Origin of the sequence: Magnetovibrio sp. (genome assembly GCF_036568125.1) — a bacterium.
Taxonomy (GTDB): Bacteria; Pseudomonadota; Alphaproteobacteria; order Rhodospirillales; family Magnetovibrionaceae; genus Magnetovibrio.
This window is the reverse complement of sequence record NZ_DATCTF010000014.1, coordinates 75,269-99,287: the sequence shown is the minus strand read 5'-3', so window position 1 is coordinate 99,287 and position 24,019 is coordinate 75,269. Positions and strand designations below refer to the sequence as shown.

At 58.7% G+C, this 24,019-nt stretch carries 27 protein-coding genes; 9 read left to right on the top strand and 18 right to left on the bottom strand.

Features of this window, described 5'->3' with window-relative positions:
• Positions 1–12 precede the first annotated feature (12 nt).
• Positions 13–981, bottom strand: a complete 969-nt coding sequence (locus VIN96_RS12185; protein WP_331896500.1) for an ABC transporter substrate-binding protein — start codon at positions 979–981, stop codon at positions 13–15.
• A 147-nt stretch (positions 982–1,128) separates the two neighbouring features.
• Positions 1,129–1,356: a DUF6898 family protein gene (locus tag VIN96_RS12180; protein WP_331896499.1), complete on the bottom strand. Its 228-nt coding sequence runs from the start codon at positions 1,354–1,356 to the stop codon at positions 1,129–1,131.
• 114 nt (positions 1,357–1,470) lie between these two features.
• Here VIN96_RS12180 and hemB point away from each other — a divergent pair, with 114 nt between their 5' ends.
• On the top strand, positions 1,471–2,484 hold the full coding sequence (hemB, locus tag VIN96_RS12175; protein ID WP_331896498.1) for a porphobilinogen synthase: 1,014 nt from the start codon (positions 1,471–1,473) through the stop codon (positions 2,482–2,484).
• Positions 2,485–2,552: 68 nt separating this feature from the next.
• Here the strand turns inward: hemB and VIN96_RS12170 are convergent, their stop codons facing one another.
• Positions 2,553–3,161 carry a chemotaxis protein CheW gene (locus tag VIN96_RS12170; protein WP_331896497.1) on the bottom strand — a complete coding sequence of 203 codons (609 nt, stop codon included), beginning with the start codon at positions 3,159–3,161 and terminating at the stop codon, positions 2,553–2,555.
• 349 nt (positions 3,162–3,510) lie between these two features.
• Between VIN96_RS12170 and VIN96_RS12165 the strand changes: the two genes are divergently transcribed.
• Positions 3,511–4,731: a threonine ammonia-lyase gene (locus tag VIN96_RS12165; RefSeq protein ID WP_331896496.1), complete on the top strand. Its 1,221-nt coding sequence runs from the start codon at positions 3,511–3,513 to the stop codon at positions 4,729–4,731.
• A 40-nt stretch (positions 4,732–4,771) separates the two neighbouring features.
• Here VIN96_RS12165 and VIN96_RS12160 read toward each other — a convergent pair whose 3' ends face one another.
• From VIN96_RS12160 to VIN96_RS12145, 4 genes are all read right to left on the bottom strand, one after another.
• Positions 4,772–4,978: a hypothetical protein gene (locus VIN96_RS12160; protein WP_331896495.1), complete on the bottom strand. Its 207-nt coding sequence runs from the start codon at positions 4,976–4,978 to the stop codon at positions 4,772–4,774.
• 87 nt (positions 4,979–5,065) lie between these two features.
• Positions 5,066–5,278, bottom strand: coding sequence for a hypothetical protein (locus VIN96_RS12155; RefSeq protein ID WP_331896494.1), 213 nt, complete (start codon positions 5,276–5,278; stop codon positions 5,066–5,068).
• A 103-nt stretch (positions 5,279–5,381) separates the two neighbouring features.
• Positions 5,382–6,191 carry a class I SAM-dependent methyltransferase gene (locus VIN96_RS12150; RefSeq protein ID WP_331896493.1) on the bottom strand — a complete coding sequence of 270 codons (810 nt, stop codon included), beginning with the start codon at positions 6,189–6,191 and terminating at the stop codon, positions 5,382–5,384.
• 17 nt (positions 6,192–6,208) lie between these two features.
• On the bottom strand, positions 6,209–6,718 hold the full coding sequence (locus VIN96_RS12145) for a flavin reductase family protein (RefSeq protein ID WP_331896492.1): 510 nt from the start codon (positions 6,716–6,718) through the stop codon (positions 6,209–6,211).
• A 309-nt stretch (positions 6,719–7,027) separates the two neighbouring features.
• Here VIN96_RS12145 and motA point away from each other — a divergent pair, with 309 nt between their 5' ends.
• The 6 genes from motA (at position 7,028) to VIN96_RS12115 (ending at position 13,197) form a co-directional block, all read left to right on the top strand.
• On the top strand, positions 7,028–7,891 hold the full coding sequence (gene motA / locus VIN96_RS12140) for a flagellar motor stator protein MotA (protein WP_331896491.1): 864 nt from the start codon (positions 7,028–7,030) through the stop codon (positions 7,889–7,891).
• Between the two features lie 46 nt (positions 7,892–7,937).
• Complete coding sequence (locus tag VIN96_RS12135) at positions 7,938–8,864, top strand: flagellar motor protein MotB (RefSeq protein WP_331896490.1); 927 nt, start codon at positions 7,938–7,940, stop codon at positions 8,862–8,864.
• Between the two features lie 13 nt (positions 8,865–8,877).
• Positions 8,878–9,627, top strand: a complete 750-nt coding sequence (locus VIN96_RS12130; protein ID WP_331896489.1) for an arginyltransferase — start codon at positions 8,878–8,880, stop codon at positions 9,625–9,627.
• 176 nt (positions 9,628–9,803) lie between these two features.
• A complete protein-coding gene (locus VIN96_RS12125; RefSeq protein ID WP_331896488.1) occupies positions 9,804–10,961 on the top strand; it encodes a TRAP transporter substrate-binding protein in 1,158 nt (385 codons plus the stop codon).
• Positions 10,962–11,062: 101 nt separating this feature from the next.
• On the top strand, positions 11,063–11,605 hold the full coding sequence (locus VIN96_RS12120; RefSeq protein WP_331896487.1) for a TRAP transporter small permease subunit: 543 nt from the start codon (positions 11,063–11,065) through the stop codon (positions 11,603–11,605).
• Complete coding sequence (locus VIN96_RS12115) at positions 11,605–13,197, top strand: TRAP transporter large permease (protein ID WP_331896486.1); 1,593 nt, start codon at positions 11,605–11,607, stop codon at positions 13,195–13,197. The genes VIN96_RS12120 and VIN96_RS12115 overlap by 1 nt, the downstream gene beginning before the upstream one ends.
• Before the next feature lie 13 nt (positions 13,198–13,210).
• Here VIN96_RS12115 and VIN96_RS12110 read toward each other — a convergent pair whose 3' ends face one another.
• From VIN96_RS12110 to recO, 4 genes are all read right to left on the bottom strand, one after another.
• Positions 13,211–13,699 (bottom strand): DUF6314 family protein, encoded by a 489-nt coding sequence (locus tag VIN96_RS12110; protein ID WP_331896485.1) that lies wholly within the window; start codon positions 13,697–13,699, stop codon positions 13,211–13,213.
• Positions 13,696–14,331, bottom strand: coding sequence for a biotin transporter BioY (locus VIN96_RS12105; protein ID WP_331896484.1), 636 nt, complete (start codon positions 14,329–14,331; stop codon positions 13,696–13,698). The genes VIN96_RS12110 and VIN96_RS12105 overlap by 4 nt, the downstream gene beginning before the upstream one ends.
• 114 nt (positions 14,332–14,445) lie before the next feature.
• A complete protein-coding gene (parC, locus tag VIN96_RS12100) occupies positions 14,446–16,689 on the bottom strand; it encodes a DNA topoisomerase IV subunit A (protein WP_331896483.1) in 2,244 nt (747 codons plus the stop codon).
• A gap of 58 nt (positions 16,690–16,747) precedes the next feature.
• On the bottom strand, positions 16,748–17,494 hold the full coding sequence (recO, locus tag VIN96_RS12095) for a DNA repair protein RecO (RefSeq protein ID WP_331896482.1): 747 nt from the start codon (positions 17,492–17,494) through the stop codon (positions 16,748–16,750).
• 119 nt (positions 17,495–17,613) lie between these two features.
• Between recO and VIN96_RS12090 the strand changes: the two genes are divergently transcribed.
• Positions 17,614–18,798: an alanine--glyoxylate aminotransferase family protein gene (locus VIN96_RS12090; protein WP_331896481.1), complete on the top strand. Its 1,185-nt coding sequence runs from the start codon at positions 17,614–17,616 to the stop codon at positions 18,796–18,798.
• Between the two features lie 63 nt (positions 18,799–18,861).
• On the opposite strand, the gene VIN96_RS12085 is transcribed toward VIN96_RS12090, so the two are convergent.
• The 7 genes from VIN96_RS12085 to VIN96_RS12055 all read right to left on the bottom strand — a co-directional run bounded on the left by VIN96_RS12085 (position 18,862) and on the right by VIN96_RS12055 (position 23,962).
• Positions 18,862–19,707, bottom strand: a complete 846-nt coding sequence (locus VIN96_RS12085) for a DUF4349 domain-containing protein (protein ID WP_331896480.1) — start codon at positions 19,705–19,707, stop codon at positions 18,862–18,864.
• Between the two features lie 95 nt (positions 19,708–19,802).
• The gene (era, locus tag VIN96_RS12080; protein WP_331896479.1) at positions 19,803–20,717 is read right to left on the bottom strand and encodes a GTPase Era; all 915 of its coding nucleotides are present in this window, start codon (positions 20,715–20,717) and stop codon (positions 19,803–19,805) included.
• Positions 20,714–21,385: a ribonuclease III gene (gene rnc, locus VIN96_RS12075; RefSeq protein WP_331896478.1), complete on the bottom strand. Its 672-nt coding sequence runs from the start codon at positions 21,383–21,385 to the stop codon at positions 20,714–20,716. Before rnc ends, era begins: the two co-directional genes overlap by 4 nt.
• A gap of 5 nt (positions 21,386–21,390) precedes the next feature.
• On the bottom strand, positions 21,391–22,167 hold the full coding sequence (gene lepB, locus VIN96_RS12070) for a signal peptidase I (RefSeq protein ID WP_414675609.1): 777 nt from the start codon (positions 22,165–22,167) through the stop codon (positions 21,391–21,393).
• A 34-nt stretch (positions 22,168–22,201) separates the two neighbouring features.
• Positions 22,202–22,606, bottom strand: a complete 405-nt coding sequence (acpS, locus tag VIN96_RS12065; RefSeq protein ID WP_331896477.1) for a holo-ACP synthase — start codon at positions 22,604–22,606, stop codon at positions 22,202–22,204.
• Positions 22,606–23,370 (bottom strand): pyridoxine 5'-phosphate synthase, encoded by a 765-nt coding sequence (locus tag VIN96_RS12060; RefSeq protein WP_331896476.1) that lies wholly within the window; start codon positions 23,368–23,370, stop codon positions 22,606–22,608. Before VIN96_RS12060 ends, acpS begins: the two co-directional genes overlap by 1 nt.
• Before the next feature lies 1 nt (position 23,371).
• Entirely contained in the window at positions 23,372–23,962 is a 591-nt protein-coding gene (locus VIN96_RS12055) for a DUF2062 domain-containing protein (protein WP_331896475.1), read from the bottom strand.
• Positions 23,963–24,019: the final 57 nt, after the last annotated feature.

Sequence of the window (24,019 nt, the reverse complement as noted above, 5' to 3'; positions counted from 1 at the left end):
TTTAGTCCAAGCTTAGCGGATGACCTCTTTGGCTTCGCCGATGAGGTCTTGAGACAGCGTCACGCCCTGTGTTTCCGCCGATTTCATGTTCAGGTACAGATCCGTTTTGGCGACGCCCTCGACGGCCATATCACCGGGCTTGGCGCCTTTCAAGATCTTCACCACCATGTGTCCGGTTTGACGGCCGATGTCGTAGTAGTTGAAGCCCGCTGCCGCGACCGCGCCGCGCTTGACCGAATCGGTGTCGCCTGCGAGCACCGGAATGCGCGCTTCGTTGCCGACCTTGACCACCGCTTCGAACGCCGAAACGACGGTGTTGTCGGTGGGGATGTAGATTGCATCGACTTTGCCCACCAAAGAACGGGCCGCCGCCAGGACTTCGCCCGATTTGGTCGCCGAGGCGACGGTTACGCTCATACCCGCCTTAGGGGCTTCGGCTTCGATCAAGGTGACCAAGGATACCGAATTGGCCTCGCCAGGGTTGGAGATGATCCCCAAGCGCTTTGCGTTCGGCACCACCCGCTTGACCAATGCCATATGCGCAGCGATCGGGGTCATGTCGGTCACGCCGGTGATGTTGGCGCCAGGCTGGGTCATGTTATCGACCAGCTTCGCACCCACCGGGTCGGTCACCGCACTGAACACCACGGGAATGGTTTTGGTGCTGGCCGAAACCGTTTGCGCCGACGGCGTCGCAATGGCGACGATCACGTCCGGCGCGTCGCCGGCGAACTTCTTGGCGATCTGGGCCGCCGTTGCGGCATTGCCTTGGGCGCTTTCGAACGACCATTTCAGACCTTTGCCTTCTTCATAGCCGGATTCCGCGAGGACGTCCTTGACGCCCTTGCGGACGGCGTCCAGTGCCGGATGCTCGACGATCTGGGTGATCGCGACGTGCGCGTCGGCAGCCACCGACAGCGACGAAAACCCTAACGAAACCGCTGCCGCCAGTGCTGCGAAACCCATGCGTTTTGCAAACATTATGCTTTCCCCTTGATTGAATGCGGTTGTGCACCGTCAATTCGCAATGAAACCCTCTAGGGGCGCGATGGTAGCCAATTCGCAAAGGCATGCAAACCGAAACCTTCATCATTTTGCAATGCACACAAGATAGAGGTGGAGAGCGCTTCAGCGCTGGGTTTTGGCTTGGTTTTTCGCCAACACGTACGCAAGTTTTCGTGCCGCCAAGCGTTGAATCACGGTTTTGCTTTGGCGTGGGTCGGCGACCATAATGACTTCGGTGCCTGACTTCGGGTCGATGGCGACCACGCGCAAAATGTTGCCGTGGCGTTGAAATTCAAACAACACCTCACCCAACAACGGCGGTTGACCGCCACCTGCGCGCTTCGTGACCATTGGCATTAAATATCCCTTCTTCAGCGTTTAGAAAAGATTTCTGTTGGTTTCTGTTAAGCTGGCGATATCTTAGGCGCACGCTTTTTATTCACGCTTCACTAAAGGTTTGGTCTTTTGAGCACTTCGTCTTCCGGTCTGGGGGCTTTCCCCAACGTTCGCATGCGCCGCAACCGGGCACACAGCTGGTCTCGGCGCTTGGTGCGCGAAAATGCGCTCAGCCCCAACGATTTAATCTGGCCGTTGTTCATCATCGACGGCGAAAGCCAGCGTCAAGCCGTGTCATCGATGCCCGGTGTCGAGCGCTTGTCCATCGACCTGATCGTCAAGGCGGCGGGTGACGCCAAAGCGCTCGGCATTCCGGCCATTGCAGTGTTTCCCAACACCGCCCCCGCCGACAAGACCCCGGACGCCAAAGAAGCCCTGAACGCCGACAACATGGTGTGTCGCGCGGTGCGCGCCATCAAGGACGCCCACGGTGACGACATCGGCGTGATTTGCGACGTGGCGCTCGATCCCTACAATTCCGACGGTCACGACGGTCTGGTGCGTGACGGCAAGATCCTCAACGACGAAACGGTCGACGTGCTGTGCCAGCAAGCAATCGTTCAGGCGCGTGCTGGTTGCGACGTTTTGGCACCGTCGGACATGATGGACGGTCGCATTAAAAGTATCCGCGAAGCCCTTGATGCGGAAGGATTTCAAAACGTTCAACTGATGTCTTATGCAGCCAAGTACGCATCCGGGTTTTACGGCCCGTTCCGCGATGCAGTGGGCTCCGGCGGCGTGTTGACGGGTGACAAGAAGACCTATCAGATGGATCCGGCCAATTCCGACGAGGCACTGCGCGAAGTCGCCTTGGACATCGCCGAGGGCGCGGACATGTTGATCGTCAAACCGGGCATGCCGTATCTCGATATTTTGCGGCGCGTCAAAGATGCGTTCGCGATGCCGACCTACGCCTATCAGGTCAGCGGCGAATACGCGATGATCGAAGCCGCCGCCCAAAACGGCTGGCTGAACGGCGAGGCGGCCATGATGGAAAGCCTGATGGCGTTCAAACGCGCCGGGGCGGACGGGGTATTGAGCTATTATGCCCCGCGTGCGGCAAGATTGCTAAACGACACCTGAGACGTTTGCGATAAACACAAAAAAACGGCGCTTGGGATGAAGCGCCGTTTTTTTATGAAATGGGGAACTTAGATCTTGGCTTTGAAGTCCAGCAGCCGTTCGACGTCGAGAACCACCATCAACTGGTGATCGAGGCGATAGACGCCGCTGGCGAATTCGCGCCACAGCGGGTCCAAGGTGCTGGGGTTGCCTTCGTAGCTGCTTTTGCTGAGGCTGATGACGTCGCCGACACTGTCGACCAACAGGGTGTAGAGCTCGTTCTGCTGTTCGACGGTGACGCCCATCATGTGCTGGCGCTTTTGACGCTTGACGTTTTCGACCGCGCTTTCAGCCTTTTCGTCCGCGCCTTCGTCTTCGCCGCCTTCGATCAGTTCGAGATCCGTCTTTTTGTCGGCCAAGGCGGTTTCATCATTGATTTCACGTCGTTCCAGGCCCAAACGCACGCGCACATCAACCACGGTGACGATGCGTCCACGCAGGTTGATGGAGCCGCGAACTTCGGGCGGGGCCAGCGGGATCGAAGCGATGTTTTCGGGAACCAAGATGTCTTGAACGATCAAAACCGGAATGCCGAACAGTTGTCCCGCGATGTTGAACGTGACGAATTCTTCCAGATTTTCGCGCCCGACTGCGTCGACATCGGTGGATCCGGCTTTCACGAGTGCCTGTCCTGCCATTGAAGCCCAACTCCCTCTCGTTTTCCCGCCATGCTGACTGGCGGTGCTCTAAAATACGATCAATCACATATGGGGGGCCAACGGCCCCAAGCGCAACTGAAAAAAAATGCCCTGTATCGATTACGAATAGTGTAATCGATTGACTCACAAGCGGCAATCACCGTTGCGGTGTTCTTTTCGCATCCCCCAACCTACACTTTAAAGCAGTTGTTTGGCCGCGCGGGTGCTGTAAACTCGCCGACCACAACGCCAACACCCTGGGCAAAACGTCTTTGTTTTCGTCCCAAACCATAACCATAAAGGGGCACAGGCCGTTTGCGCTTCGCAGTGCACATGCGGTCGTCACACCATGAACGTTTCGTTTGAAGACATCCAGACCGCCGCCGCATTGATCGAAGACCGCGTTTTGCGCACGCCCTGTTTTCCCGCTGCGCGGTTGTCGGAACTGACCGGTGCGAACGTGGTGTTGAAGCTGGAAAATCTGCAACATACTGGGGCTTTCAAGGTCCGGGGCGCTTTGGTCAAGCTCTTGTCGCTCAGCGACGACGAGCGCAAAGCCGGTGTGATCGCCGCGTCTGCGGGCAACCACGCCCAGGGGGTCGGCTATTTCGCCCGCCAGCTGAATATCCCGGCCACCATCGTGATGCCGACCAACACCCCGTTCACCAAAATCGCCCGCACCGAGGCACTCGGTGCGCATGTGGTGCTGCATGGCGAAGGTTTCATCCAGGCACGCGATCATGCCTATGAATTGGCCGATCGCGAAGGCTATACGTTCGTTCACCCCTATGACGACGAAAAGGTTATCGCCGGGCAAGGCACGATCGGCTTGGAAATGGTTCAAGATCAGCCGCAACTTGATTCCATCATCGTCGCCATCGGCGGTGGCGGGCTGGTTTCCGGCGTGGCGATCGCCGCCAAACACCTCAACCCCGAGATCGAGATTTTCGGCGTGCAGGCGGACACCTTCCCGTCTATGTACGACGCCTATCACCACTGCACCACCGATGCGCTGTACGGACAAACCATCGCCGACGGCATCGCGGTCAAAACCCCCTCGCCCAACACCCAGGCGATCATTGAAAAAGTGGTCGATGATATCTTCCTGGTCAACGAAATCGAGATTGAAAAAGCGCTGCAAGCTTATCTTGAGCTGAAACGGATTGTGACCGAGGGCGCGGGCGCGGCCCCGCTGGCGGCTTTGCTGCGTAACCGCGAGCACTTCAAGGGACGCACGGTCGGATTGGTGGTTTCGGGCGGCAACATCGATTCGCGCATGCTGTCGACGATCTTGATGCGCGGTCTGGCGCGCGAAGGCCGCTTGGTCAGCCTGCGCATCAAAATCATGGATATGCCGGGGGTACTGTCGAAAGTGTCGGAAATCATCGGCAACACCGGGGCGAACATCATCGAAGTGCATCACCAGCGGCTGTTTTCAGACGTTCCTTTGAAACAGACGGAAATGGATGTGGCGGTCGAAACGCTGGATCAAAAGCACGTGAAACACTTGGTCGAGATTTTGTGCAAGGCCGGCTTCGAAACGCGGGTGCTGAGCGGCACGTCGGAATAAATCCTGTCCTGAAATGCCCCGTGACGGAACAGAGTCGGCTTTAGCGTTCGACTTTGTATGGATTGGTGTTGGTGTGAAATTTACGTTTGGCGCGCTGTTCGTACGCGACCTTACGCTGCTCGACCGCCGACAGAGGTGACATTTTCGACACCTCGGAAGATTTTTGCGGCCGTGCGGCCGCAAGGTGGCGTGCGGCCCGGCGCTGCAAGTGATCCATGTCTTTGGTGTGGTCGCCCCATACTTTCATTTGACTGCTCATATACGTGATCGAATGGTCGTGATTTCCGTCGGATCTTAACGAAATCAACAATCGGTTGCAAATTCTGGTGGGCGTCTATTTTTTCAGCCCGAGCGAACCGCTCATATCGCTGAGCGATGGGGTCGCGTTCAAGCCGTCACGAATGTCCGTCGAGCGCGCATCCGCCATGATCCTCTTGTGGCCGCTGGAAGCAGCACTTGGCCGCGCGCGCTTGGTTCCCTTACCGATGAGGTATTCCGCACGGCGGCGCAGGTGATCCATGTTGTGATGATATTTCCACAGGCTCATGGCGAGATCCTTATCGTCATCCAGGTCGTTGATTGGGCTTCAACACGACAACGCCTTAACCGGCACTTTTCATTCAAATTTTTATAAAAAATATCGCACGCTGTCATATGCGCTTGAAAAACAATGCGGTAGCCCGCTCGTCGTTGACTTCGGCAATCCCATCGTAAGGCAAATCGGGGGCCCAAAAGGAATTGCTGACCAGCAACGCGCCGGGCTTCATGTCGGCTTGCGCGCGTGCGATCAGGCGCGGCATGGGCGCCGGTGACAAAAAAGCGTACGCGATATCGTAATCGCCGAGGCTGACATCCCAGAGGCTTTTGAATTCGACCCGCGCATTGTTCCGCCCATGCAACCGCAGCCAACTCACTAGAAACGGTCCTGGGGCGTTTTCCACGCCGACGAACCGCCAATCGGGATGCGCCTTGGACAAATACGCAAGGGTTCCCCCCACGCCGCAGCCCAAATCGATGAAATTCGGTTTCGTGTCGCCAGGCGCGTCAGCTTGTTGTGCTTCGCTTGCGATCATCTGCGACAAAGCCGCCCAGGTGGTGCGGTTGCTGAGATACAGAGGAACCCGTTCGCTGGACACGTTGCTGTAGACCAGCCACAACCCCGTGAACGCCAACAAAAACGGCCATGACGGCAGCGACAAGGCGAGAAACGCCCAGGCCACGATCGGCAGGACGAACTGAACGCCCAGCCACCATCCACGCAGACCGAACAGATAGCTCAAGACACTGGCGCCGATGCACTGCGTACCGATCATCGCCACCAGCGGCGGCCTTGTGCCGAAAATCAAGCTTGCGGCAAAACCTGCAGCAAGGCTCACACCAAAAGCCAGAATTTGCGCGGACAAAACGCGAACCAAAGGACCTGTGGCGCGCAAACGTTCACGGCGTGGACTTTGCACCATCACGCCGCCCTCGTCATTCAGGCTTCGCCGCCCAGTTTTTTGTACCCGCCGGCATAATACAACAGCGGTTCGACGCTCATGTCGGTGCTGAGATGGGTTACCGCACCGATCAAAATTACATGATCGCCGCCAGGATATTGGGCTTGCACATTGCATTCCACGATCGCGCTGGCGCCGGGCACCACCGGGCTGGCATTGCGCCCGGCAACGACCATACCCTCGCCCGCCAAGCCTTGACCGGGTTGGGCAAAGTGGTTCGACACGTCGACCTGTTCTTGGTTCAAGATCGAGACGTTGAATTGTCCGGCGTTGATGATGGCGCGCGCACGCGGTGATTCTTCGCCCAGGCACACCAACACCAAAGGCGGGTTTAAGGATACGGACGAAAACGAATTCACGGTCATGCCGATGGATTCGCCATAGGCGTTCTTGGCGGTGACCACGCACACGCCGGTGGGGAACCGGCCCATGGCGTCGCGAAACGCGCGGTCTGTGAAGGGATTAGGGGAAGTCGCTTGTGAAGTCACGGGGGCTTCGTCTCCATAATGTGGGGGCTTGATTTCAGGCTCTTTAAGGTGGCCGTTGATTTTCATGTGGGAATTGTGGTGTCTTGCGCCAAAAGCAATATTACATTTTATTTGGCTGTCTATATCATGACCATACAAGCAAGATTGTGATTATTTCAACATATCCGCCATATGACCCGCTATATGTACTCATATGGTATGAAAAATCATATCTTTATCCGGAATTCGCTTGATCAAGACGTTACCCAGAAGATACCCTGCGAATTGCGCCCAGACATAAGAATTCGATCCTTTGAGGCACATTCCTGAATGAAGTTTATAATTGGCTTTGTGGTTGTTATTGGCTCTGTCATCGGTGGCTATGTGTTGGCCGATGGGCATTTGGAAGTTCTATGGCAACCTCTTGAATTCTTGATCATCTTCGGCGCCGGTATCGGTGCGTTCATCATTTCGAACCCTGGTTCGGTGATCAAGGGCGTGCTCGGCACCCTGGGAAAATTGATCAAGGGATCGAAATACAATCAAAACAGTTACCTGGAACTTCTCAGCGTTCTGTACGCGATTTTTAAGCTGGCCAAGAGCAAGGGCGATCTGGCTTTGGAAAGCCATATTGAAAATCCGCATGAAAGCAGTCTTTTCAATCAATATCCGGGTTTTGCATCAGATCATCATGCGTTGGAATTCATGTGTGATTATCTGCGCTTGTTGACATTGGGCACGTCCAATCCCCATGAAGTCGAAAACATCATGGATATCGAGTTGGAAAGCCACCACGAAGCCGACCATGCCATTCACAGCGCCATGAACACTTTGGCCGACGGCCTGCCCGCCCTGGGTATCGTCGCGGCCGTGTTGGGTATCATTCACACCATGGGCTCGATCACGGAACCGCCGGAAATCCTCGGTCACCTGATCGGCGCGGCGCTGGTCGGTACCTTCAGCGGTATTTTGTTTTCGTACGGTTTCGTCGGCCCAATGGCGGCATCCATGGGCGCGACCATGAACGAAGAATCCAGCTATTTCACCTGCATCAAGGCCGGCATCATTGCCCATATGCAAGGTTATGCACCTCAGGTGTCGGTTGAATTCTCGCGCAAGACGGTGCCCGCTCATCTGCGTCCAACTTTTAAAGACCTTGAAGAGGCCTTGCAAAACGTTGGTAAAGTCGAATAGGCGCCCCGCCGCGACGTAATCAGCGCCACGCATCCGGAGACGCCTGATGGCAATGGATCAGCAACCGATCATCATTAAGAAGATCAAAAAAAGCGGCGGCGGCCATCATGGCGGCGCGTGGAAGATCGCGTATGCCGACTTCGTCACCGCGATGATGGCGTTCTTCTTGCTTTTGTGGTTGCTCAATGCGGTGTCGCAAGAACAGCTTGAAGGTATTGCGGATTACTTCGCGCCGACGGTGTCATCGACGTCGCAAAGCGGTTCCGGTGAAATTCTCGGCGGCACCACGGTGGCCGTCGACGGCGCCCTGGAAGACACCGTCAGCCGCCCGACGGTAACCATGGACCTGCCCCCGCCTTCGGCCGGTTCGGGCGGTGAAGCCATGCAGGACGAGCCTGTTCAAGCCGAAGTCGATGCCGAAGAAGCCAAGAAAAAGGCCGAACAGGACCAGTTCGACAAAGCGGAAAAAGACCTCAAGGAAGCGCTCGAAACCTTGCCGGAATTCCAGCAAATGGCGCAAAGCCTGATGATCGACAACACGCCCGAAGGCATGCGCATTCAAATCGTCGATCAAGACGGCTTGTCGATGTTTCCGTCCGGCAGCGCGTCCATGTACGAGCACACCGAACGGGTTCTGGGGCTAGTGACCGAAATCATCAAGAAGATGCCGCAAGACATCGCCATCAGCGGTCATACCGACGCTGTTCCCATGGGCGGCGACGGCACTTACACCAACTGGGAACTGTCGTCGGATCGCGCCAATTCGGCGCGCCGCGCATTGTTGCGTTTGGGCGTTCCGGAAAAGCGCATTGCCCGCGTGGTCGGCAAGGCCGCGACGGAACCACTGTTGCCCGACGCCCCCACGGATGCCAAGAACCGCCGTTTGTCCATCGTGTTGATGCGCGGCACCGGTGAGCAGCCCACGCCAGCACCCCGCACCCCACCGCCAAGCATCATCAGGCCCGATGAATGATGTGAGGTGATTGATGCGCCATAATCTTACGTCCAACACGCATTTCTTTTTCACCACCACCCCTTTGCCTTGTCCGTATCTTGAAGACCGCCTTGAACGTCGCATGGTCACCGAATTGATGGGCCCCGACGCCACGGTGTTGAACGACAAGCTGTCCCTGGCCGGATTTCGCCGCAGTCACACCATTGCCTACGCCCCCGTCTGTGACGGCTGTTCGGCATGCGTATCCGTGCGTGTCCCCGTGCGCGATTTCGCCGCCAACCGCACCCAGCGCCGCATTTGGTCGCGCAACGCCGATTTGGTGGTGGGTGAACGCGCGGCCATCGCCACGCGCGAACAATATGAGCTGTTCAAACGCTACATTGACACCCGTCACGGCGACGGCGACATGGCCTTGATGGGCCATTCCGATTACCGTGCCTTGGTCGAAGAGACGCCTGTGCGCTCGAATTTGGTGGAATTCCGCGATGCCGACGGTCAATTGCTTGCGGGTTGCCTGACGGACCGCCTCGGTGACGGGTTGAGCGCGGTTTACAGCTTTTTCGACACGTCCGACGCCAAGCGCAGCTTGGGCACCTATGTCGTCATGTGGTTGATCCAACGCGCCCGCGATCTGGGGTTGGACTTCGTCTATCTCGGCTATTGGGTGCAAGGCAGCCCGAAGATGGATTACAAACGCAACTTCCGTCCGTTGGAAGCCTACACGCCAAATGGATGGAAGCGCTTGCCAGCGGCGCAAAATCGAAAGCCTTCAAACACATAATACAAATGGACGCATCACGCGTGAAATTGATACATCTGTTCAATAATGCATTGCGAAGGGATCTCTTTCCAAGATAGTCTTCGCAATGAAATCAAGCCAGTCCTGGGGGATCGGCATTTGAATGCAGCGTCTCGTTGAGGACGATGTGGACAAAAATTCGGGAGGATCATTCCAATATGAAACGTCGTGATTTTGTTAAAGGCGCGGCCCTGGCCGCCGGTGCAGTCGCCCTCGCCGCGTGCGGGCAAAAAGAAGAACAAGCCGCCGCACCCAAGGATGCTGCGCCAGCGCCCGCGATGCCGCCTGCGCCGGCCATCTCCAAACAAATGCGCGAATTGAAAATGGTCACGACTTGGCCAAAGGGCTTCCCGGGCCTGGGCACCGGTGCACAGCGATTGGCCGATTCCATCACCGCAATGACCGATGGCCGCATCACCGTGAAATTGTTCGGCGGCGGCGAGTTGGTTCCGGCTCTGGAATCGTTCGACGCAGTGTCCAACGGCACCGCAGACATGTACCACGGCGCCGATTACTACTGGCAAGGCAAGTCCAAGGCGTTCAACTTCTTCACCGCAGTTCCGTTTGGTCTGACGGCCAACGAAATGGACGCCTGGCTCTATTACGGCGGTGGTCAAGAGCTGTGGGACGAACTGTCGGCCGGTTTCAACGTCAAACCGTTCGCCGCGGGCAACACCGGCGTGCAGATGGGCGGCTGGTTCAACAAGGAAATGAACACTGTCGAGGATTACAAAGGCCTGAAGATGCGTATGCCCGGCCTGGGCGGCGAAGTTCTGCGCCAGATCGGCGGTCAGTCGATCACCCTTCCGGGCGGCGAAATCTTCCCGTCGTTGCAGTCGGGCGCCATCGACGCGACCGAATGGGTCGGTCCTTGGAACGATCTCGCCATGGGCTTCTATAAAGTTACCAAGTACTACTACTATCCGGGCTTCCACGAGCCCGGCTCGACGCTGAGTTGCGGCGTCAACGCCGGTGTGTGGAACAGCCTGAGCGCGGAAGACAAGGCCGTCGTTCAGTTCGCCTGCGCTGCGGAAAACAACCGTATGTTCGGCGAATTCAACGCCAAGAACGGCGACTCGCTTGACACTTTGATCAACGAACACGGCGTTCAGTTGCGCCGCCAGTCCGACGACATCCTCAAAGCCATCGGCGATGCGTCTGGCGACGTCATGGCGGCGGTTGCGGCCTCGGATCCGTTGTCGCAGAAAATTTACGACAACTTCCTGTCGTTCCGTAAAAAGGCCATGGGCTGGACCTCGTTGTCTGAAACCGCGTACACCGCGGCGCGCGCCCTCGACTACAAATACGGCGCCTGATCGGGGTGGCCACGACATGATCGGGACGGTGGGAACTCTCCCCCGTCCCGTTTTTGTGTAATTCATGCGCTCACACAAACAGTCAACAAAAGCAGGCGGGCATGGGGTTTCTTGAGAAGCTGTATTTAGCCATCGATTCCTTCAACAATCGCATTGGACGGATTATTTCGTGGACTGCGATCATTATGGTCTTGGTCCAGTTCCTGGTTGTGGTGATGCGCTATATCTTCAGTCTCGGATTCATCTGGATGCAGGAATCGGTGCTCTATCTGCATTCGATCCTGTTCATGCTCGGTGCGGGCTACACTTTGCTGCACGAAGGTCACGTGCGGGTTGACATCTTCTACCGCGAACATGGCGAACGCGGCAAAGCGGTGGTCGACTTCATCGGTTCGATCGTGTTTTTGCTGCCGGTGTGCGTGTTGTTGTGGTGGTGGTCGTGGCCGTATGTGGCGCAATCTTGGGCGATCGGTGAAGGGTCGCGCGAAACCAGCGGCATTCAAGCCGTGTACATACTCAAAACCCTGATTTTGATGTTTGCCGCGCTGATCGCGGTACAAGGCGTGTCGATGATGTTGAGATCGATGCTGACCCTCACCGGGCACATAACCGAACATGCCCGTGAAGATGGAGCCCACGTCTGATGCCGCTCAATGAAATTCTCGCCGTCATCATGTTCGTTACCGTGTGCGTGGCCCTGTTGGGCGGTTTTCCGGTGGCCTTTTCGCTGGCCGGCACGGCGTTGGTGTTCGCGGTCATTGGCTGGTCGCTCGATGTCTTCAATTTCTCGATGTTCGGCGCCATGCCGTCGCGCATATTCGGCACCGCCATGACCAACGACGTGTTGGTCGCGGTGCCTTTGTTCGTGTTCATGGGGGTGATGCTGGAACGCTCCAAGGTGGCGGAAGAGCTTCTCGACGCCATGGGCATGCTGTTCGGCTCGTTGCGCGGTGGTTTGGGTATTTCGGTTGCGGTGGTTGGCGCGTTGCTGGCCGCAAGTACCGGCATCGTTGGCGCCACCGTGGTGACCATGGGCTTGCTCAGCCTGCCGACCATGCTCAAACGCGGCTATTCGCCTTCTCTGTCGTGCGGCTCGATCTGCGCGGCGGGCACCTTGGGCCAGATCATCCCGCCGTCCATCGTCTTGGTGTTGCTGGGCGATCAGATTTCCAATGCCTACATCGACGCACAGCGCGCCATTGGCAATTGGTCGCCGGAACCGATTTCGGTCGGCGATCTGTTTGCCGGCGCCTTGATTCCGGGCATGATGTTGGTGTTGATGTACATCGGCTATCAAGTGCTCATGGCCATTGTGAAGCCCGAAAGCTCCCCCGCCATTCCGGCCGAGGAACTCCAGGCCGACGGTTTGATGGGGCGTATTTTACACGCGTTGGTTCCGCCGATCGTGTTGATCGTCTCGGTGCTCGGCTCGATTTTGGCCGGTGTCGCCACGCCGACCGAAGCCGCGGGCGTCGGTGCGGTCGGTTCGTTGATGCTGGCGGGTTTGCGCTTTAACGAAGGCCGTGGCCAAGCCATCATCGTCGGCGGCATCGGTCTGGTGATCATGCTGATTCTCGCCAACAGCTTCGATCTGCGCATGAGCCGCGACGAAATTCCCACCACCGACATGATCGCCATCGTCGCCGCGTTCGGCTGCGTCGGCTTACTGCTGTGGGGGCTGGGCACCAGCCTCAAACGCGTGTTGGAAACCACCATGGACGGCAGCCGCGACCCGATTTTGTACGAAGTCATGCGCACGACCATGGAAATCAGCGCCATGGTGTTCGTCATCTTGATCGGTGCGGGGGTGTTTTCACTGGTGTTTCGCGGCCTCGGCGGCGACGACTTGGTGCACGAAATCCTCGCCAATCTGCCGGGCGGAAAATGGGGCGCGATCTTGGTGGTGATGGCGGTGATGTTCTTCCTGGGCTTCATCCTCGACTTTATCGAGATCACCTTCGTGGTGGTGCCGATCGTCGCCCCGGTGCTGTTGCGCATGGACATCGATCCGGTGTGGTTGGGCATCATGATGGCGATGAACCTGCAGACCTCGTTCCTGACCCCGCCGTTCGGTTTTGCGTTGTTTTATCTGCGCGGGGTTGCGCCTGAATCGGTCACCACCGGGCACATCTATCGCGGTGTGATGCCGTTCGTCGCCATCCAGCTCATCGGCCTGATGTTGCTGGCGATGTTCCCGGCGCTGGCGACGTGGTTGCCGCACGTGATCTTCAACTAAGTGATTTCGGGATTTAGGTCGGCGTGACGCGGATATAGCGTGTGGTGATGACCTGGGACTTGCGCGGCCCCATGATGCGCCACACCGCCAACCAGCCGTTGGGTGCGAGTACCCGGTACAGGCCGTGGTAGATGTCGTCGCCGCATTTATGCTCGACGCGCACGATGCCCTTGGTCAAATCCAGGACGTGGAAAAAACGCCCGTCGGGAAAGCGCACCTCGGCGATCGACGGCGCGGGAAAGGTGTAGAGGTACTCACGCTCGGTCGAGGTTTGGATCTCGCCCATCTTGAGCTCGCCCTCTTCGCGGTAGTTCAGATTGTCGCCGTCGGCATAAAACTGCGCCACACCAATGCAATCGCCCTCTTGGTCCAATAGGGCATCGTGGACCTTGCGTTCGAATTGCCACGTGCCTTCGAGGTAGCCGAACAGGTCTTCGACGCGAAACGGGGCGGTCGCAGAGGACCGCCCCGAATGAATGCCACGATCTTCAGGACCGTTCATGTACCTGCATCCAGGTCACGATTGCGTTTGCCGAGGGCATGCCAGGCCATGGGCAACAAGAACATCGCCAAAGCCAGTTTCAGCACGTCGCCGAGGATGAACGGCGTAAAGCCCCATTCCAAGATCGGCTTATCCCAACCGAGCAATACGCCCAACCACAGAACGCCGGGTACATAAATGAGGGCGTTGCCGATCAACATCGCCAGCGCGGTGCCCAAAACGGTGCGGTCCCAGCCTCTTTCAGCCAGCCAACCGACGGCCATGGCCGCGATGACGTAGCCCAGAAGGTAACCGCCGGTTCCACTCATCATGTAAGCGAGGCCGATGCCTTTTTCCGGGGTGCCTGCAAACACCGGTAATCCAACCGCGCCTTCGGCCATGTACAGCAACAGCGTCGCGCCGGCCAGTCGCCAGCCGTACGCCATGCCCAACATCAAAACGGCGAAGGTGCCGAAGGTCATCGGCACGGGCCACAGCGGCACCTGGATTTTGGACGCCAGCGCCAAAAACAGCGTTCCGGCGATGGCCAGAACGGCTTTGCGCATGAATGCGCTGGACATTGTGTTGGATTGTACCGACGAAGGCCACAGCGTGCCAACCAGCGTGTTGTGAACCTGCGATGCGTGCATCATGTATGCCCTACTCCCCTAGAACCCAAATTGGGTGATCATCAAAATGTTTAAAGCCTGGGAATGATCTTTTTGGATTATGGCCCAAAAGCCCCGGCACCTCAAGCGAGCTTGATCTTACGAAAACTTGTTCGATGTCGGGAACCCGCGCGGTGCCAACGCCCCCGCACCGGCCCGTTTACCTTGCCATCGGATCAGCTCGGTTTCAGTGCGCCAGCCGCTGCCGAACGGAAACGACAGCCCGTCTTCGAGCTTGAACGCCTTGACGTCGCGCAACACCGCGCCGCCGCCTTTTTTGTAGCGTTGCAAGATCACGCCCTTGCCTCGGGTCATTTCAGGCATCTCATCGATGGGGAAAATGACGATTTTGCGGTTCGAGCCGATGGCGGCAATGGAATCCGCGCCTTCGGGCAGGATGGTGCAGGCCGTCGCCTCCGCCCCCGCGCCGACGTTCAGAACCACCTTGCCGTTCTTGGTTTGCGCCAACACTTCGTCTTCGGGGACGATGAAACCGTGTCCGGAATCGGACGCCACGATCAGCTTGCGGCCCGGCACGTGGACCAACATGGTGGTCACGTCGGCATCGTTGGGCAGATCGACCATCAGGCGCAGCGGTTCGCCATGGCCGCGCCCGCCCGGCAGCTTGTCGCAGCCGATGGTGTAAAAGCGCCCGTTGGTGGCGAACACCAACAGCTTGTCGGTGGTTTGCGCGGTGATGGCGAAACGGCCCTTGTCGCCTTCCTTGTATTTCAGATCCTTGATCTGCTCTTCGGTCAGATGGCCCTTGATGGCGCGGATCCAGCCTTTTTCAGAGCTCACCACGGTGATCGGTTCGCGCTCGATCATCGCTTCCAACGGCACCACCACGGCGGTTGGCGCGTCGCCGATCACGGTGCGGCGTTTGCCCAGTTCGGTCTTGGGGCCGAAGTTTTCCTTGATGGTGTTGATTTCCGCGGTGATCGTGGCCCAGCGCTTGTCTTCATCGCCGAGCAGCGCGGTCAGTTCCGCCTGTTCACCGACCAAGGCGTCGTTTTCGGTGCGGATTTCCATTTCTTCGAGCTTGCGCAATTGCCGCAAGCGCATGTTCAAGATGGCTTCCACCTGCACGTCGGTGAGCTTGAAGGCTTCGATCAGCGCGGCTTTGGCGTTGTCTTCCTCGCGGATGATGCGGATCACCTCGTCGAGATTGAGATACGCCACAAGCATGCCGCCCAAGACTTCCAGGCGGTGCGCGATCTGGCCCAAGCGATAGTTTGAACGGCGCTGCAAAACCACCATGCGGTGATCCAAGAACGCCCGCAGCACTTCGCGCAGGTTCATCACGCGCGGCGTGTTGTCGGCGTCGAGCACGTTCATGTTGAGCGAAAAGCGGCTTTCCAGGTCGGTCAGACGGTAGAGCTGTTCCATCAGCATCTCGGGCTCGACCTTGCCGGTGCGCGGTTCCAGCACCACGCGGATGTCCTCTGCGCTTTCGTCGCGGATGTCGGTGAGGATCGGCAGCTTTTTGTTGGTGATCAGTTCGGCGATCTTTTCGATCAGCTTGGATTTCTGAACCTGATAGGGAATTTCGGTGATGACGATCTGATAGGTGCCGCGCCCAAGGTCTTCCTTTACCCACTTGGCGCGCACGCGAAACCCGCCGCGCCCGGTCTTGTAGGCTTGCACGATGGCGTCGCGGGTTTCCGCAACCTCGCCGCCGGTGGGGAAATCGGGGCCTTGGATGAATTCCACCAGTTTGTCGATGGTCGCATTGGGGTACTTGATCAGGTGCTTGAACGCATCACACAGCTCGCCGACGTTGTGCGGCGGGATCGACGTCGCCATGCCCACCGCGATGCCCGCCGCGCCATTGGCCAGCAGGTTGGGAAAGTTCGACGGCATCACCGTCGGTTCGTCTTCCTCGCCGTCGTAGGTGGGGCGGAAATCGACCGTATCTTGGTCGATGCCGTCCAAAATGGCCATCGCCACCGCGGTCATGCGGGCTTCGGTGTAGCGCATGGCGGCGGCGTTATCGCCGTCAATGTTGCCGAAATTGCCCTGGCCGTCGATCAGCGGGTAACGCACCGCGAAATCTTGCGACAGGCGCACCATGGCGTCGTAAATCGACATGTCGCCGTGGGGGTGATACTTACCCATCACGTCGCCGACCACGCGGGCGCATTTCTTGAACCCCGACTTGGGATCCAGCTTCAATTGCTGCATGGCGTAGAGCAAGCGCCGGTGCACCGGTTTGAGGCCGTCGCGCACATCGGGCAACGAGCGCGACATGATGGTCGACATGGCATACGACAGATAACGCTCGGATAGTGCGTCGGCGAGACGGGTATCGCGGATTTCGCCTTTGAGGGCCGGTTCGGACATGGATTGTGGCTCGTTGTTCTAAGAATCGGTTGTGGTCGAGATTATACCCGAGTTTGGCTCAAGTCTGCGCCCCTAACCGCTCCACAAGCCGGGCGCGGGCTTGGGGCACCTGCTTTTGATGCGGGGCGAAGATGTGGCGTTCGAGGAAATATCCGGTCAGCTTCAAGCCTTGTAGGACCTCATTGAGGGTGTCGGCGATGCCGCCCGTTGCGCGCACGAACGCGGGCAACGGCAACAGTTGCGCTTTGTAAGGCTCACCGGCTTCGCGCGACACCGCCCGCGCCGATTTGGGTGAGACCCAAACCAGGTCTTCGGTGACCCCTGTGGCGGCGCAATGGTCGAGATCGAGGCGAAAGCCCAGTTCTTGCAACAAACCCAGTTCCCATTTGACGTAAAGGCTGCCCCAGCCTTCGACGTGTTCGGAAATGTCGCCGTGTTCCAACGCGTCGAGAAACGCGCCCAGCACCTCGTATAGCGCCGGATGGGCCTCGCGTTCGGGCAGCGCCGCCGCGCTCACGGCCAATGCCGCCGCCATGGCCGCCAGCCGGTCTGGACTGTCGAGCAGTCCGGCGGCGTAGCTGTGCACCGATTCGAGCTGAAAATTGCCGAGATGTTCGCTCAACCGCGCCCGCCAGGTGGCGCGCACGCGGTTGCCGGGTTCGATCAGCGCGCGCGTGCGCTTGGCAAAACCGCCTTTGACCAAGCCCGCATGGGCACCGCGTTCGCGCGTCAAAAGGGTCACGATGGCCGATGTTTCACCGTGCCTGCGCGCCGAAAGAACGATGCCGTCGTCTTGCCAGTCCATGGGCGGCATTGTACCTGCAGCGTCGCCCACGGGAAGCACGGATGTTGAAAAACCGTTCCGAGTGTCTTAGGTATTTGGCGGCCTCCCCGCCAACCCCGGACTGGGAACTCATCGCCGCTATGACCGTTTCATCCTTTCATCCGCCCCGCCGCATGCTCATGGGGCCGGGCCCTTCCGATATCGATTCCCGTGTGTTGCAGGCGCTGGGGCGTCCCGTCATCGGCCATTTGGACCCCGAATTCATCTTGATGATGGACGAGGTCAAGGGCTTGCTGCATTACGCCTTTCAGACCACCAATCAGATGACCCTGCCGATCAGTGCGCCGGGTTCTGCGGGCATGGAAAGCTGTTTCGTCAATTTGGTCGAACCGGGCGACAGCGTCGTGGTGTGCGTCAACGGCGTGTTCGGCGGCCGCATGGTCGAAAACGTCGAACGCTGCGGCGCAACCGCGATCAAGGTCGAAGACGACTGGGGCACGCCGGTCAATTTGAACAAGCTGGAAGACACCCTCAAAGCCAATCCCGGCGTCAAAGCGGTGGCGTTTGTCCATGCCGAAACGTCCACGGGCGTGCAATCGGATGCGGCGGCGATTTCCGCGCTGGCCCATGAACACGGTGCGCTGGTCATCATGGACGCGGTGACGTCGCTGGGCGGCACCCCGGTGATGGTCGACGAATGGAAGATCGACGCGTGTTATTCCGGCACCCAGAAATGCTTGAGCTGCGTGCCCGGTATCTCCCCCGTGACGTTTTCCGATCGCGCCCTGGACACCATTCGCGGGCGCAATCACAAAGTTCAAAGCTGGTTTTTGGACATGAACCTGATCATGGGCTATTGGAGCAGCGAAGGCGCCACCCGCTCCTACCACCATACCGCCCCGGTCAACACGCTCTACGCGTTGCATGAAAGCTTGGTAATGCTGAAGGAAGAAGGCATTGAAAACGCCTGGAAGCGCCACCGCCGCAATCACCTGGCGTTGAAAGCCGGGTTGGACGCACTGGGCCTCAAGCTGATCGTCGACGAAGCGCACCGCTTGCCGCAATTGAACGCAGTTCAAGTTCCCGACAGCGTCGACGAAGCCTTGGTGCGCCGTCGTCTGCTGTCGGAATACGGCATCGAAATCGGCGCGGGCCTCGGCGCGTTGGCCGGTAAGGTGTGGCGCATCGGCCTGATGGGGCAAAGTTCCAGCCCGCGTCACGTCACGTTGGCGTTGTCGGCGTTGGAAGCGGTGCTCACCGACATGGGCGTGTCCACCGGCCAAGGCGGCGCGGCAGCGGCTGCGCAAAAGGTCCTGTTGGCCTAACCTTCCATCACATATAAAATTAGAAAAACCGGCAATCTTATTGAGATTGCCGGTTTTTTTGTCTCATTCAGGCTTGCGGCGCAATCGACGGCGCACCAGGTAGGCACCGCCCAGCACCAGCACGGCGGCGGGCAGCCATCGCGCCAGCCACAAGATCGTGACGCGCACGGCGTAAATGACGGTGTTGGCGACATCCGACACCAGCCCGGTAAACGGTGAAAAATCCACGTCCCCGGCCTTGGGCGGGCGTTCGCTGTAGTTGAGGTCGAAGGCCACGTTATCGGTGACTTTTTCCACCCCCTTGCGGTCGCGGGTGAAACGCTCGATTTCGGTTTCGACGCGCATCAGTTCGCGTTCGACCTGCAGCAATTCGCCGATGTTCGACGATTTCTGGTCCGCCAGCGCATAGAGCCGGGTGCGCATGTAGGCCAAACGTTCCAGCCGTGCCTGGATATCTTGATAGTGCTCATCACGGTTTTGTGCGGTTTCATGGAACGCCGTCACGGCGCGTCCCTTGGCGTTCATCACATGGGCGTGAAATTCAGCCGCTTTGTCTTGGGGCACCAGGGCGCTCAGCGATGCGGTCGGTCGGGCGAAACTGGTGGCGCTGTTCACCGCCGTGACGCTACAGCCGAGCTTGAGGCAAAACTCGCGGTCCGCCTCCATCGCCTCGGAAACCGGGCCTTCGGCAACCTCGATCGCATAGGTGCGCCCGATCTGCATGCGCGGACCGGGACTGGTATCGACCGCCATTTCGGCGCTCATGAGGCGTTGCGGGGCGGTCATGCCCATGATTGCCGTCGGCGCGTTTTTCGTCAGCGGCTGAGGCGGCACATCGCGGCTGGGTTCGTCACAACCGGACAGAACCAAAACGACGGCGGCCATGGACAGTAGAACGGCGGATCGCATCAGGCACATCTCCTTTATGCAGCGACGGTTACGGAGTAAACCATAACGCGAACCGTCATAAAAGCGCACTTATGCGGCAAAATCATGGACAAAGATCAGGCGTCGAAATCAAGGCCCCAATCGCGGTAGCGGTCGGGATCGTCGCCCCACTTTTCGCGCACCTTGACGAACAGGAACAGATGCACGCGGCGGTCCAAGATTTCTTCCAGGTCCTTGCGCGCCTCGGCGCCGATGGTTTTGATCTGCTGACCGCCCTTGCCCAAGATGATGGACTTTTGGCTGTCGCGTTCGACGAAAATGACCTGTTCGATCTTGACCGAGCCGTTTTCGAACTCTTCCCAGGTTTCGGTTTCCACGGTGGTCGCGTACGGCAATTCCTGGCGCAATTGCAGATAGAGCTTTTCGCGGGTAATTTCCGCCGCCAACAGGCGTTCGGTCATGTCCGAGACTTGGTCTTCGGGGAAATGCCACGGCCCTTCGGGCATATGACCGGCCAAAAACGCCACCAGATCGTCGACGCCGTCGCCATTGAGGGCCGAAACCATGAAGATTTCGTCGAAAATGCCCTCTTCGTTGAGCTGGGTCGCCAGTTCAAGCAGTTGCGGCTTCTTGATCTTGTCGACCTTGTTGAGCACCAGGTGGGCGCGCTTGCTCTCGGTTTTCATGCGCTCGATGATGGCGCGGGTGTCGCGGTCGATGCCGCGTTCGGCATCGATCAACAGCAGCGACACATCGGCGTCCCCCGCCCCGCCCCATGCGGCGGCGACCATGGCGCGATCCAGGCGGCGGCGCGGTTCGAAAATACCCGGCGTGTCGATGAACACCAACTGGGCGCGGCCGTGCACGGCGATGCCCATGACCCGCGCGCGGGTCGTCTGCACCTTGGGCGAAACGATCGAAACCTTGGTGCCGACGACGCGGTTCACCAGGGTCGATTTTCCGGCATTGGGCGCGCCAAGAACGGCAATGAAGCCGCAGCGTTCAGTGGCGTTGGCGGTGTCAGTAGTCATTTCGCGTTCTCCAATTTGCTCAGCAACGCGGCTGCCGCGTCTTGTTCGGCGCTGCGTCGCGACGCCCCGCGCCCGTCTTGAGCGCCGTGATCCTTGACGCTGACGCGTATGGTGAAGATCGGGGCGTGGTCGGGGCCTTCGCGGCTGAGAATTTCATAGCTCGGCAATCCCAACGAGCGCGCTTGCGCCCATTCCTGCAGTGCCGTTTTGGCGTCTTTGGGCGGGCTCAGGTCTTCGCCGATCAGGCCGCTCCACTGGCGTTCGATAAATGCCGCCGCCGCCTGCAGACCGCCGTCGAGATACAGCGCGCCCAAAATAGCCTCCAGGGTGTCGGACACCACCGAGGCATGGCTGCGCGCGGCGGTTTTGGCATCGACCGGCTGGGTTTGCGCGAAATCGGCCAAGTGGATGCCGTCGGCGATTCGCGTCAAGGCTTCGCGTGATGTCAGCCCGGCGAAACGCCGCGCCAATTCGCCCTCGTCTTCATGCGGAAATTCCCTGTACAGGGTTTGCGCGATCACGATGCCGAGCACCCGATCGCCCAAAAACTCCAACCGTTCGTTGGATTTGGTGCGCTGTTCGGTGGTCGAGGCGTGGCGCAGCGCTTGGTTCAGCAGGGCTTCGTCCGTGAAGGTATGGCCGAGAATCTCTTGCAGCTTTTTCAGCACTTTGCTCAGTCCACGCTTTTAAAGAAGCGTTCGAACCGCAAGGTCCACGGCCACGACCACACTTCCCAGAACGAACCGTCGTTGGAGAAGAACATCATCTCCGCCCGGCCCACCAGATTTTCCTTGGGGATATAGCCGACATCCATCAAAAAGCGGGAATCGCGCGAATTGTCGCGGTTGTCGCCCATGCCGAAGAAATGCCCGTCCGGCACGCGATAGAGCGGCGTGTTGTCGGCCGGATAGGTATCGGATTCTTCGAGGATTTCGTGGCTCACCCCGTTCGGCAGGGTTTCTTTGTAGCGCACCGTGTTGTGAAAAATACCGCGGGTGTCTTGGTAAACGAACTCGCCCATTCGCTCGCGCTTCACCGCTTCGCCGTTGATGTGCAAAATGCCGCCGCGCACCTGGATGGTGTCGCCGGGCAAACCGACGATGCGCTTGATGTAATCGGTTTTGTTATCGGTCGGCAGTTTGAAAACCACCACGTCGCCGCGCTTGGGCAAATCGTACATGATCCGGCCCGGGATCAGCGGCAGGCTGAACGGCAGCGAATGTTTCGAATAGCCGTACGACGATTTGGACACAAACAGATAGTCGCCCACCAGCAAGGTCGGAATCATAGAACCAGATGGAATGGAGAACGGTTCAAACGCGAATGTGCGCACCAAAACAGCGATCAACACCGCATAAACGATCGTTTTGACGGTATCCCACAGGCTTTCCCCACTGTTTCCGGTGGCGGCATCCATCAGGTCTTCAACGTCGAGGGGATTGTCGGTCATTCGATGTCCTGTTTGGTCTGTTTGCGCAAGCGCTTCAGCGCTGTGGGGTGGCCGAAATGATCACCATGGCGTGGGCCAGAGGATATTCGTCCGTAAGGGAAATGTCGATTTTTGCTTCATATCCTTCGGGTGTGAGGCTTTGTAGCCTTTCCAGGGCCCCGTTGGAAAGGGTCATGATGGGTTGCCCGCTGGCGAGGTTGTCGACTTTCAGGTCGCGCCAGAACACGCCGTCGCGAAATCCGGTACCCAGCGCCTTGGCGCAGGCTTCCTTGGCGGCGTAAAACATGGCGTAGCGATTGGCCCGCGCGGCGCCGCGTTTTTCCGCCTTTTGACGTTCCTGATCGGTGTAGACACGTGCGACAAAGCGGCTTTCGAACCGCGCCAGCGTCTTTTCGATGCGCCGTATGTCACAAAGGTCCGTGCCGACGCCCAGGATCATTACGCCCTCACCCCTTGGCGGGCTTCGTCCATCAAGCGGCGCATTTCGCGGATGGTGGCGTCAAAACCGACGAAGATCGCCTCGCCGACCAGGAAGTGGCCGATGTTGAGTTCTTTAATGGTCGAGATCGCGGCGATGGGCTTGACGGTGTCGTAGGTCAAGCCGTGCCCGGCGTGGCATTCCAGGCCCAGCTGTTCGGCGTGCGCGGCGGCTGTGACGATGCGTTCGAATTCGGCGTCGCGCTGCGCGCCAGGTCCAAAATCACAATATGCCCCGGTGTGCAATTCGACAACCGGCGCGCCCAGCGCCTTGGCGGCGTCCAAGGCGGTCGGGTCGGGTTCGATGAACAGCGACACACGGGTGCCCGCATCGCTCAATCGCGCGATATAGGGTTTGAGCTTGTCGAACGCGCCGACCACGTCCAGGCCGCCTTCGGTGGTGCGTTCTTCGCGTTTTTCCGGCACTAGGCACGCCGCGTGCGGCTTGTGGCGCAAAGCGATGGCGAGCATTTCCTCGGTCGCGGCCATTTCCAAGTTCAACGGCAGGTCGATCTCGTCGCACAGGCGCAAAATATCGGTGTCGGTGATGTGGCGGCGGTCTTCACGCAGGTGCGCGGTGATGCCATCCGCACCGGCGTCCGCGGCCATTTTAGCGGCGCGCAAAGGGTCTGGGTAATCCCCGCCCCGGGCGTTGCGGATGGTGGCGACGTGATCGATGTTCACGCCCAATCTCAGTTTGGAGGCATTGATATTTGGGGAGGTCATATCAAGAATTCTCTTGGCGGTTGCGGAATTTGCGGGTGCGGCGGTGATGGCGTGCGGCCTGATATTTGGAAATCATCGGCAGCAACGGGAAATAGAAGATAAACCACACCGCAATCGCCACCGGCACGCAGCCGACCAGCATTGGCCACAGCACAGGTCCCGAGGTCTCTGCCAGGAATTCGAAATCCAAACGGTGCATGGCTTCCATGCTTTCGGTCAGCACGTCGAGAAAGTCGACCTGTTGGGCGTCCACGCCATCGGCGCGCAAGATCCACGTGCCGACGTTGTAGACGCCGATCCAGATGAACGGAAAGGTCCACGGATTGCCCACCGCCGTGCCGATCGCGCTGGCCAACACGTTGGCGCGGATCGCCAGGGCCAGCAACGCCGACAGCACAAAATGCAAACCGATGAACGGAGTGAACGAAATCGCCGCGCCGCACGCAAACCCCGCTGCCAGCGAATAGGCTGAGCCGGGAATGCGCGCGACCCGATGAAACACGTATCGGGTCGAACGGTGCCAGCCGGACGTGGGCCACACGAACTGGCGCACACGGCTGAGAATCGATGGTTTTTCGCGTCGTTGAAACATGAGCGCACTATAGGTCAAAGCGGTCGGCAAACTGTAGTCAAAATATATGAAATCTTG